The organism is Flavobacterium sp. Arc3 (assembly GCF_041431375.1).
Classification (GTDB): Bacteria; Bacteroidota; Bacteroidia; order Flavobacteriales; family Flavobacteriaceae; genus Flavobacterium.
The window spans coordinates 87,145-98,417 of the sequence record NZ_JASMRI010000018.1 but is presented as its reverse complement, the minus strand read 5'-3'; the positions used below and the strand labels follow the sequence as shown (position 1 = coordinate 98,417).

At 35.0% G+C, this 11,273-nt stretch carries 10 protein-coding genes; 4 read left to right on the top strand and 6 right to left on the bottom strand.

Going from position 1 to position 11,273, the window contains the following annotated elements; translation table 11 throughout:
- Positions 1-64: 64 nt before the first annotated feature.
- From QO200_RS13640 to QO200_RS13630, 3 genes are all read right to left on the bottom strand, one after another.
- The gene (locus QO200_RS13640; protein ID WP_371540998.1) at positions 65-415 is read right to left on the bottom strand and encodes a DUF4339 domain-containing protein; all 351 of its coding nucleotides are present in this window, start codon (positions 413-415) and stop codon (positions 65-67) included.
- Between the two features lie 420 nt (positions 416-835).
- Entirely contained in the window at positions 836-1,405 is a 570-nt protein-coding gene (locus QO200_RS13635; protein ID WP_371540997.1) for a TetR/AcrR family transcriptional regulator, read from the bottom strand.
- A complete protein-coding gene (locus tag QO200_RS13630) occupies positions 1,405-2,061 on the bottom strand; it encodes a transglutaminase family protein (RefSeq protein ID WP_371540996.1) in 657 nt (218 codons plus the stop codon). The genes QO200_RS13635 and QO200_RS13630 overlap by 1 nt, the downstream gene beginning before the upstream one ends.
- Positions 2,062-2,198: 137 nt before the next feature.
- Here QO200_RS13630 and QO200_RS13625 point away from each other — a divergent pair, with 137 nt between their 5' ends.
- The 4 genes from QO200_RS13625 to QO200_RS13610 are packed head-to-tail and all read left to right on the top strand — an operon-like array spanning position 2,199 to position 7,205.
- Positions 2,199-3,404, top strand: coding sequence for an acetyl-CoA C-acetyltransferase (locus QO200_RS13625; RefSeq protein WP_371541002.1), 1,206 nt, complete (start codon positions 2,199-2,201; stop codon positions 3,402-3,404).
- A 21-nt stretch (positions 3,405-3,425) separates the two neighbouring features.
- Positions 3,426-5,573: a 3-hydroxyacyl-CoA dehydrogenase NAD-binding domain-containing protein gene (locus QO200_RS13620; RefSeq protein ID WP_371540995.1), complete on the top strand. Its 2,148-nt coding sequence runs from the start codon at positions 3,426-3,428 to the stop codon at positions 5,571-5,573.
- 28 nt (positions 5,574-5,601) lie between these two features.
- Positions 5,602-6,777 (top strand): acyl-CoA dehydrogenase family protein, encoded by a 1,176-nt coding sequence (locus tag QO200_RS13615; protein WP_371540994.1) that lies wholly within the window; start codon positions 5,602-5,604, stop codon positions 6,775-6,777.
- Positions 6,774-7,205 (top strand): acyl-CoA thioesterase, encoded by a 432-nt coding sequence (locus QO200_RS13610; protein ID WP_371540993.1) that lies wholly within the window; start codon positions 6,774-6,776, stop codon positions 7,203-7,205. The genes QO200_RS13615 and QO200_RS13610 overlap by 4 nt, the downstream gene beginning before the upstream one ends.
- Positions 7,206-7,639: 434 nt before the next feature.
- Here QO200_RS13610 and QO200_RS13605 read toward each other — a convergent pair whose 3' ends face one another.
- The 3 genes from QO200_RS13605 to QO200_RS13595 form a co-directional block, all read right to left on the bottom strand.
- Positions 7,640-8,059 carry a nucleoside-diphosphate kinase gene (locus QO200_RS13605; RefSeq protein ID WP_371540992.1) on the bottom strand — a complete coding sequence of 140 codons (420 nt, stop codon included), beginning with the start codon at positions 8,057-8,059 and terminating at the stop codon, positions 7,640-7,642.
- 86 nt (positions 8,060-8,145) lie between these two features.
- The gene (gene bshC, locus QO200_RS13600; RefSeq protein WP_371540991.1) at positions 8,146-9,735 is read right to left on the bottom strand and encodes a bacillithiol biosynthesis cysteine-adding enzyme BshC; all 1,590 of its coding nucleotides are present in this window, start codon (positions 9,733-9,735) and stop codon (positions 8,146-8,148) included.
- A gap of 183 nt (positions 9,736-9,918) precedes the next feature.
- Positions 9,919-11,253 (bottom strand): DUF4302 domain-containing protein, encoded by a 1,335-nt coding sequence (locus tag QO200_RS13595; RefSeq protein WP_371540990.1) that lies wholly within the window; start codon positions 11,251-11,253, stop codon positions 9,919-9,921.
- Positions 11,254-11,273: the final 20 nt, after the last annotated feature.

Here is an 11,273-nt window from a genome sequence, read left to right as displayed (position 1 = left end):
GAATCTTGCATTGAGACATATTTTATAAACACAAATATCGAAATTTAATATTTCCCCACAACATTTAGACTTGATCCGTTCTACTCTCTAGTATAGTATTAAAAATTAAGGTTCCGATAATTAAAACTAACATTCCAGCAACCAGAAATAAGGGTTTTTTATTTACACGTGCAAACTTCTTAATTTCATTTTCAGATTCGTTTTTTGAAGGTGTTGGAGGGCCAACGAAACACTTAATTGGCGGGGGTATGGAAAACAATGATTTCTTTAATTCCTCCACCTCTCCTGCTTGTTTCCAATCTTCCATTCCTTCGCACCACACGGAAGCGGTTTTGGTTATTTTTTTTGCTTTTAATTCGGCAAAATTAAAAGGACCGCTAAGTATTGTTCCGTCATGTAAGTAATAGGTATTCATAGGCGTTATTTTATAGGATGCTATTAATTTTAATTTGATTCTGCGATAATCCTCCATTTTTGTTCTTACTATATTCTTTATTTTAAACAGATTAGTCAAAAAAAAAATATAGTTCTGAGTCAAAAGCAGAACCCCATTTTATTATAAAGCAAACAACATGCCTTTTGTGATACTAAATAGTAATTATGTAACTATTTTCGAAAATTCCTATTTGTGTTTTTAAAATGACATTACTCCTATTTAAGTCTCGATTGTGTGACTGAAGTTGCGCTGCTTATTTTAGCCTTTCAGTCATGATCTGAGTAATTTGACAGATTTGTAAAGCTTTATAATTGTGCTTTTCAGAAAGATAGTGTATTGATAGGTCTTCAGTCGTAACAGATTTTGGTTGCAATAAGAGGGAGTGATTTTAGGTTCATATTACGTTTTACTGAATAGTTCAATTGTTTTGGCGATTGCATCGTCAAAATTTTCCCAAGTTTTTTCTGAGGTTAAATCTGTTGCGATAAATGTTTTATTAAATTTTGATAACAGTGTAAAATAGACATAACCGCCTAACATCAGATGAAAAGCGGCGTTAAGGGATTCGTCTTTTGTATTTGTAGTAAATGTTTTTCCTACTTGTGCATTGAAATACTTAAAAAGACTTTTAGTGTCTTCATTATTTTCAATCAATTGCCAGCGCAGAATTTCTTGGGTTAAAGTGTTTTGTCGAAGTTCTTTGGTTCCTTCTTTAATGAAACCTTTTAAGTTTTCTAAATTATCCTTTTTATCATCAATGACTAATAAAGATTTAAAGAAGTCCCCTTTTTCGGCAAAACGTAACAATAAGCCTTTCATCCCACCAAAATAACGGTAAATTAATGATTTAGAAACTCCAGCTTCTTTAGCTATTGCATTTATCCCTACTCCCTGAGGGCCTTTTTCTTTTAAAATATCCAAAAAGGCTTTGTAAATCTTTTCTTCGGTAGCTGCTCTGTCTTTTTTCATTATAATTTGGATAGATGTAATACACCACCTAATGTTATTCCGGATTCAATTATGCGGGGGTAATGTTGTTGTAATAATTGGAACATATATGGTAAAGGTACTTCATTAAAAGTTCCGTAATCTTCAAGGTACTCCATAAAAGCTTTTTTTCCACTTTCATCAAATTCTTGAAATATAGAATCATTTTCTCCGTCAAACTCTAGAACTTTTACATTGAGCATCTCACAGAGTTCCTTGTTGAATGCGGGAGTTGCTTTTATCCATTTGTTATTCAGGTAGATTTCGATATAACCATGAGGTACGAGCACGTCTGAACCAAATTTTTCGACAATTTGATCTACCGCTATATGGTTTTTTACTTTTGCCAATCCAAGTCTAGCCGGAATATTCTCTGCTCTTAAAATCGCAATCAAAATAATTACTTTGTCAATACAATGACCACTTTTGTGAGTTGTTAATTCAGAGGCACGCCATTCTTCGTTTATTAAACTAAAGCGATAAGGATAATACGGCCAGTTATCGCGAACGTATTTGTAAGCTTTTATCGCAAATTCTTTAGGTGTTGTTGCTTCATCTGTGGTTAAAGAGGCATGTATAGCTTGTATTTTATCGTCGGCTAAATCAAAGTGATAGGTTTCTTGAGTGTATTGTTCCATAGCGAATAAATTAGGTAACCTTCTAGTAAGCTGCAAAAATAATGCTTTAATAATTTAAATTTAGATAAATTAGAGTATATTTGTTACCGTATGGTAACATTTTTTAAATTATGTTACCAAGTGGTAACTTATAATTAATAAAAATGGAAGCATATATCTACGATTCAGTTCGGACGCCAAGGGGGATTGGAAAAGGGAACGGTTCTTTAGCAGCGGTCAGTCCAGTTCAATTATTAACTACCTTGTTGACCGCTATAAAAGAAAGAAACAATTTAGACACTAGTTTTGTTGCAGATTTAATTGTAGGCTGTGTCACTCAGGTAGGAGAACAAGGAGGAAATGTTGCCAAAGTCGCTGCACAATGTTCTAATTATGGGGGTCATCTCTCTGCCGTTTCTCTAAACCGTTATTGTGCTTCTGGACTAGAGGCAATTAATCAGGCTGCAGCTATGATTAAATCAGGATGGTCTGAGTTGATTATTGCTGGGGGAGTAGAATCCATGTCTAGAGTGCCCATGGGAATTGACGGTTCTGCTTGGTTAATGGAACCCGATGCCGCTTTTGGAAAATTTGTTCCTCAAGGAATTTCGGCTGACTTGATAGCGACGAAATATGGATATTCCCGAAACGATGTAGATCGCTTTGCGGTAAACTCTCAAAAACGTGCAGCGTTTGCACAACAAAACGGCTTTTTTGATAAATCAATAATTCCAGTAACTGATATAAATGGCCTGGTTCATTTGGCAAAAGATGAATACATTCGAGCAAATACCACTATAGATATTTTATCTAATTTATCTCCAGCATTTGAAAAAATGGGTGAACAATTGTTTGATCAAACGGCGATTGATAAATACTTAGAGGTCGAAAAAATAAATCATGTGCATCATGCAGGTAACTCTTCTGGGCTTGTGGATGGTGCTTCATTAATGTTGATTGGTTCCAAAGAAATAGGGGAGAAGCTCGGGTTAAAACCAAGAGCAATAATCAGAATGGGAGCTGTATTGGGCAGTGAGCCTTTGATAATGCTTGAAGGGCCAATTCCAGCTACTAATAAAGCATTGCGCAATGCCAAAATGAATGCGAGTGATATTGATATTTTTGAAGTTAATGAAGCTTTTGCAGTCGTTCCAATGCGTTTAATGGATCATTTTAATATCGATCACTCAATTGTAAATACTAATGGAGGAGCAATAGCGATGGGGCATCCATTAGGAGCAACAGGCTGCATCATTCTTGGAACTGCCTTGGACGAATTAGAACGTCAAAATAAAAGTACCGCTTTGGCAACTTTATGTGTTGGTGGAGGAATGGGAATAGCAACGATTATTGAACGTATTTAGAAACTAATTATCCTTTAGATTATGATTAATAAACATATAAAATATAGTGTTGATAGTGAAGGCATTGCAGTTGTTACTTGGGATGTCGCAGATTCACCGGTAAACATCATGAATGAATCTACGATGGCCGAATTCTTTTTGACTATAAACCAAGCCATAACAGATGATGCCGTTAAAGGGATTGTTATTGCTTCCGCCAAAAAGGATTTTATAGCTGGCGGTGATTTAAAATGGTTTTTAAATTATGATAAATCAAAAAAGGAATGTTTTGATATGCTCATGCAAACCAATACCTATTTACGAAAAATGGAGACTTGTGGCAAACCAGTTGTAGCTGCGATAAACGGTCTTGCACTTGGTGGTGGATGCGAAATTGCATTAGCTTGCCATCACCGGATCATGAGTACCCATTCAAAAAGTTATATCGGATTGGTCGAATGTTCTGTTGGTTTGTTCCCTGGAGCGGGAGGTACACAACGCTTTTTGAGGATGCTTGGCCCACAGAAAACGGTCCAATACATTACACAATCCAAAAAACTAACTGCAGAACCAGCCTTAAAAGATGGCCTTGTAGATGAAATTTGCAGTCCTGACGACGATATCGTAATGCTGGCTAAAAACTGGATACGTACAAAGGGAACTAGTATGCAACCTTGGGATAACAAAAAATTTAAAGTACCTGGAACTCCAATGGGTGTGGGACAAATTTCTGGAGTTACTGAATTTTTCAGTGTTTCGAATGCGATGGCTTATAAAACAACTCATGGAAATTTACCACATATAAAAAATGTACTCAGTGCGATTTATTACGGAGCAGCCTGCCACATTGATAAAGCATTAGAAGTTGAAGCAAGCTATTTTGTGGATACCTTATTCAGTAAGGAAACCAAAAATATCATTCGGGCTTCCTTTATTTTTATAAACGATGCCGCCCGAGGGAAATCAAAACCCAAAGGCTATGACCGGGTTTCTTTCAAAAAAATTGGAGTTATAGGAGCAGGAATGATGGGAGCAGGGATTGCTTATGTTAATGCAAAGGCAGGAATAGATGTGGTGCTGAAAGACGTGAGTGTAGCAAAAGCAGAAAGTGGGAAAGACTATATAAAGATACAAGAGCAGAAAAAACTACAAAACGGATATACAACTGAAGATAAAACTGATGCGCTATTGCAAAAAGTTAAAACTTCAGCTTCAAATACTGATTTAGCGTCTTGTGATTTGATTATTGAGGCCGTTTTCGAAAATGAAAAACTAAAAAACACGATTACTGTCGAAACCGAAAAAGTGATTAATGAAACGGTGATTTATGCTTCGAATACTTCAACGATTCCGATAACCCAACTTGCGAAATCCTCCTCTAGACCAGATAAATTTATAGGGTTGCATTTCTTTTCACCAGTAGAGAAGATGCAGTTAGTAGAGGTAATTGTAGGTAAGGAAACAAGCGAAAAAACATTGGCAGCAGCCATGGATTATGTAATAGCAATTGGGAAAGTACCTATTATCGTAAATGACGGTCGGGGATTTTTTACTTCAAGAGTTTTTGGAAAATTTATAAATGAAGGAATTACAATGCTTACCGAAGGGGTACCACCTGCCGTAATTGAAAATGTGGCAAGAAAGATAGGTATGCCAGTAGGTCCTTTGGCGATTTCAGATGAGATTAATTTGAAATTAATGTTGGCAATAATGAGTGAAGACCCAAATTTAACGCCACATGAAATTAATTTACGACAGACTTTGGTCACTATTATTGAAACTCATGGGCGAACAGGTAAAAAAGAAGGCAGAGGTTTATATGATTATCCAAAAGGAGAAAAGAAATCGATTTGGAAAGAATGGTCAAAAATCTACCCTCCTCAAGCCAGTTATGATGAAGAGGAAGTGGGTAAAAGGTTATTATTCGCCATGGTCATCGATGCATATAAATGCTTAGACTCCGGAGTGCTTCAAGAACCCAAAGATGCTGATGTAGGTTCGATTTTAGGATTAGGATTTCCAATACATACAGGAGGCGTCATGTCATACATTGATTATGTAGGAGCCAAGGAATTTGCTTTGTATAGTGCGAAATTAGACTCTAAATATGGAGCGAGATTTAAGTTGCCAGAAAGTTTAAAAGAGCGAATAAAAAATGCAGGAAACAACCGTGTTTTCTACGAAAATTAAAAATAAAGTAATCAAAAAACTAAAATATATGTTACAGAATATACTAATAGAAAGAAAGATTTACGCATCAGAAGAACATAAAATGATGCAAGGAATGATTCAGGAATTCATTTCGAATGAAATTATAGATCATATTGATGAATGGGAAAAAGAGGGTATGGTAAGCCGTGAAATATGGAAACGAGCTGGGGAATTAGGATTGTTGTGCATTGATATGCCAGAAATGTACGGAGGTGGAGGACTTGATTTTTCATTTAATGCCTTATTAATAGAAGAGTTTGCTAAAAAAGGAATTAGCGGCCCTGGTTTTTCACTGCATTCTGACATTGTAGCTCCTTATTTATTGAAATATGGAACAGAGGCTCAAAAGCAGAAGTATTTGCCGCAAATGGCCAAAGGCGACATGATTACTGCCATAGGGATGACCGAACCTAATTGTGGGAGTGATTTGAAAGCACTTCGAACCACTGCTGAAGATAAAGGCGACCATTATGTAGTAAACGGGCAAAAAACGTTTATCACCAATGGTTTTATGTGCGACATGGCTATTGTAGCAGTAAAAACAAATGTCAATACAGATCAGGAAGGAGTTACCTTGCTTATTATGGAAACAGCAATGGAAGGTTTCAGTAAAGGAATTCCCTTCAAGAAAATAGGAATGAAATCTCAAGACACCTGCGAGTTATTTTTTGATAATGTAAAAGTACCAAAGGAGAATAGATTGGGCGAGGAGAGAATGGGTTTTAAAATCATGATGGAAGAATTGGCACGTGAACGTCTAACAGTAGGGATTTTTGCAGTAGCAACAGCCGAAGGTGCCATTGAAAACACCATCGCTTACACTACCGAAAGAGAAGCTTTTAAAACTCAGATTGCCGGGTTTCAAAATACCCAGTTTAAACTAGCCGAATGTACTACCCAAATGCAAATACATCAGGCTTTCTTAGATCGCTGTATAGAGTTATTAGTGGATCATAAATTGACTACTGAAACTGCTTCAATGATTAAATATTCGGCAACGGATATGTGTGGAAGCGTAGTGGATGAATGTTTACAATTATTTGGAGGTTATGGATATATGTGGGATTATCCCATAGCACGTATGTATGCTGACAATCGTGTTGCCCGCATCTATGCAGGAACTAATGAAATTATGAAAATAGTAATCGCCCGCGGATTGTTTAAAGACCTATTAAAAAAATGAAAGATATTTTAAAACAGTACCCTGTTATTTCGACTATTGAAGTGCAGTGGGGAGAAATGGATGCATTGCAACACGTTAATAATGTGGTATATGTTCGATGGGGAGAAACAGCCAGGATTGATTATTTTAGAGCACTTGGATTCTTTTCCTCTGAAGGCGAGAAAATGAAAGCAGGTATTATTTTAGGTTTTCAGTCGGTTAAATATATTGCTCCGGTAACCTATCCCGATACAATTCATATTGGTACAAAAACGGAAGAAATTAGGGATGACAGAATCGTCCTAAAATCTTTTTATTATAGTGAAAAAAGCCAAAAATTGGCCGCAATAAAAACCCACGAGGTTATTTTATTTGATTTCAAAACCCAAAGTAAAATTCTGGTCCCAAAAGAAGTAATAGTTTTAATAAATAATTTAGAGCGTTTTTGATTTTTAAGGTGAAAGAGTAAATAAATTGGGAAGAAAATCTACCATTAGAAACAACTAAAGTTTTAGATTTCAATTGTTTGTGGCTGGGTGTGCTTGGCAGCCGTACGTTAAGTAAAACGGATCTAGAATTCATAAGAATAGAAGGTCCTCAACGAATGGATTTTTATGCTGTTGCACATTTTAAATCACAGCGTAAAGTTACTGGGAATAGATATGCGGGGCATGAATCAATAAAATAAAAAGCATGTAAAATACAATAGTTGCTCTCGAGTGAGTTTGAGCCTATAAAAAAATGAGCCCGATACAATATCGGGCTCATTTTTATTATAATTAATAATCAATTCGTCTATATTTTTAGTACAATCAACTAATGTTGAATGACTTTTTTATAGCATTTAATTATTATTTTAAAATACTTTATGTTTATTCAGAGATTAAAACTGCTCTCTTCCTGCAAAATGAAAAGCACCTTCGATAGCTGCATTTTCATCACTGTCAGAACCGTGAACTGCATTTTCTCCAATAGAAGTAGCATATGCTTTACGGATAGTACCTTCGGCAGCATCAGCTGGATTAGTAGCACCAATTAGTGTTCTAAAATCTTCGACAGCGTTGTCTTTTTCTAAAATCGCAGCAACAATAGGACCTCTTGACATAAATTCTACTAATTCACCGTAGAATGGTCTTGCAGCGTGTACTGAATAAAATGCTTGAGCATCTGCAACAGTAAGTTGAGTTAATTTCAAAGAAACAATTTTGAAACCTGCAGTTGTAATCATTGCAAGTATGTTTCCGATGTGTCCGTTAGCAACAGCATCAGGCTTAATCATTGTAAATGTTCTATTTGTAGCCATTTTGTTTTTTTTTAGATTTTGTGCAAAAATAGTGTTTTTTTATGTAATTATTTTACAAAATCTTTATTATAGTGACAGTAAAAAAATTAAACGATAATGATCTCGAATTTATTTTCTAATGGTTTAAGTCTTTCGATTAATTTCGGAATCAAATTAGCACCTGATTCCAAATAAAATTCTGAAAAATTAGCTTGACGTTCCTGCAAACTTTTATTTAGAAACAGCTCGTTTTGTAAGTCGGTTATACGTTCCAAAATAGTACTCAACTTTCGTTTTTGTGCTTTTAATAAACGCTTTTCTAGATTGTCCAGTCCTTTAGTTTGTTTTACTTCCTGTGCTTTTACAGCTCCCACAAACGACTTATCCGTTAGTTTTGTTATTTCGTACAATGCTTTAAATTGTTCTTGCAATTGTTTTTTTAAAGTAGACATATCGATTGGGAATTCAGATAGCTGTGTTGTTTTATCATTTACTAAATCAGCTTGTTTAGAAAATAAATCACTCCAAGTCAAATCTAACTTATCTGCTTTTTTAGCTTGCTTTTCAGTAGATAAAAGAACAGAATTTCGAACTAATAGCATTGGAAAAGTAATGTCTACCGCATCAAAAAAGGATTTTAATTCCAACCAATACCCAATTTCTCCACCCCCGCCAATGTAACAAAGATTAGGTAAAATGACTTCCTGATATAGTGGACGCATAATCACGTTAGGGCTGAACATCTCTGGGTTGGTTTCTAATAATGTCAAGATTTCTTCTGGAGAAAATTCAATTTTGGTATTGTTTATTTTGTATTTCCCGTCTTCCATAATAATGCGTTCCCGCATTTTATCTTCGATATAAAACAAATTGATTTCGCGTGGATTGACCTGTATGTTGTACTTATTTAATTTCTCAGTTGTTTCAAGTACTGCCTTATGGGAAGTTTGGTGTAAAAGTTCTTCTTTTGCAAAAGGAATAAAACTACGCTTTAGATCGGCATCATCGGCATCAAGAATTACTAGACCTTGTGCTCCAAAAAGCGAATTTGCTAAATGACGTGTGGCGTCCGCTAAATTGTCGTGTTTAAGATAGGCGTCCTCAAATAAATTTTTCAAGGTTTCGGCATTGGTGCTTGAGCCTAATTCCTGGGAATATAGTTCAAAGACATCTGACAGTCCTTCGGTCGATAATCTCCCGACAGGTCCCGTACTTTCCTTATTCCATCTGAATTTTCTCCCCTTGAAATTGAAATAATTGATTTCTTCAAAATCATGGTCTTCCGTCGCCATCCAATAAATAGGGACAAAGTTGTAAGCAGGATATTTTGCTTTTAACTCCTTGGTAAGATTAATCGTGGAGATGATTTTATATAAGAAATATAAGGGACCCGTAAATAAATTTAATTGATGTCCAGTTGTCACGGTAAGAGTATTGGTCACTTTTAGAGCTTCAATATTCTGTTGTGTCAGGTGAGAAGTTTCAATAGCGGCGTATTGTTTTTGCAGTACTGAAACTAAAGTGAATCTATTTGAATCATCGTAATTCTTTTCTTTTTCAAGAATTTGTGCTTCAAAATTTTCAAGTGTTGGGAAACGGTTATATAAAGCGTGTAAATTGTTATTTTGATCTAAATAATCATTCATCAACGAGGAGAAATATCCTGAGTTTTGATAGCTGATACAGTCTGTAGGCATAAGTAAGAATTTCTAAATTTATTGCTAAAGTAATTAAAAGTAAAGTTAGGCTTTTTAGGTTTATGAAAGCTTTGTGAATTGTCGAAATTAATTATGTTGTTTTAAGGTTATATTTTAGATTTATTGTAAAAAAAAGGCTGTCTTAAAAAGACAGCCAGTTTCGTGATATAGTTTTTCTAATTATTACAATGCATATGTTGTTATTCTAAAATTATTTGATGCAGTAGTAAATGTGTAGATTGAGTTAGAATAGGTGATTGTAAACTTTTCTTTTTTAACATATAGTCCTTTAGGATCTAATAATTGTTTGTCCAAGTCTTTTAAAAGCGCAGGCTCACTTCCTCCAAGCCATCCATTGTCTTTAAGAATAATTGTTTTGTTAACTGGATCTTCGGTTACAGTTACAAAATGGTATAATGTTGATTTACCACCTAGGAAAGAATAAGAAATATAACTACCATTGGCACCATCATTAAAATAGAAGGATACTCTATTTATTTTTTGTGTTGATGCTACAGCGGCATTTACTGCATTCAATAAGTTATTACAAAGTATTGAATTGGTAGGTGCTGTTGCTAAATTTGCAGCTATATAACCATATATTGTTCGTGGATTTCCAGCTAATAATGGCTTGTAGTCATCTGTTAACACTAATGGTTGAGTAGTGTATTTGATTGTTGCAGTAACACCAGCTGTTCCTGTAGCAATAAAGTTTCCAGTCGTAGCGTCATAAGTAAACTCAGAAAGCGTCTGTGTTCCTACTTTTACAGCGGGATTAACGATTATACCTGTAGGAGTATAGGCAATTCCCATATTATAACTCACACTTGAACCAGTTTCTATAGAATTTGCCGTAGCGAATCGTGTTGCACCTGTGAAAGTAAAATCAAACTGACTGATTTTACTACCATTATTAGTTTCTAAAAGGCGAAACAAAGGTCTTGTTGTAGCTCCGACAACATTAGGTATCATAGCTCTATTTTTAGCTAAATTAGTCCAATCTTGGGCAGTGGCTTTTACAAAACGAACTTCTTCAAAACTTCTATTTGTTTTAAAAACAATTTGTCCATTATCTTGACCATAGTATAAAAACTGAAAATCTCCTTTGTATCCTTTACCACGTAAAGAGGCAATTGGATAATTATTAGAATCAGATAGTAAGTGAATTCTGTTTTTTGTTGTAAAAACAAGGCTAACAGTACTTCCTAAGTCGATACTGTACTCACTAGAATATATGGCAGTATCATCATCAAAATCAGAAGCCATGTCAACTTTTCCTGCTTTAAATTTAAATACGTGAGTAAAGCCGCCTAATTGTGTAGCATCTGTAAAGTAGATGGCTTTCCATCCAAACTCTGATGATTCTAATACATCATTAAGCTCTTTTTGTTGTGCATTTAATCGCTCTGTAGGAGTCGCATTAAATGGAGAATCTAAGGTTTCCTTATTGTCGCAGGAAACTAATTGCATCGCTAAAACGGCGATGAATAGATAGTTAATTATAGTTTTAAGTTTCATACTATTAATTTATGTGGTTA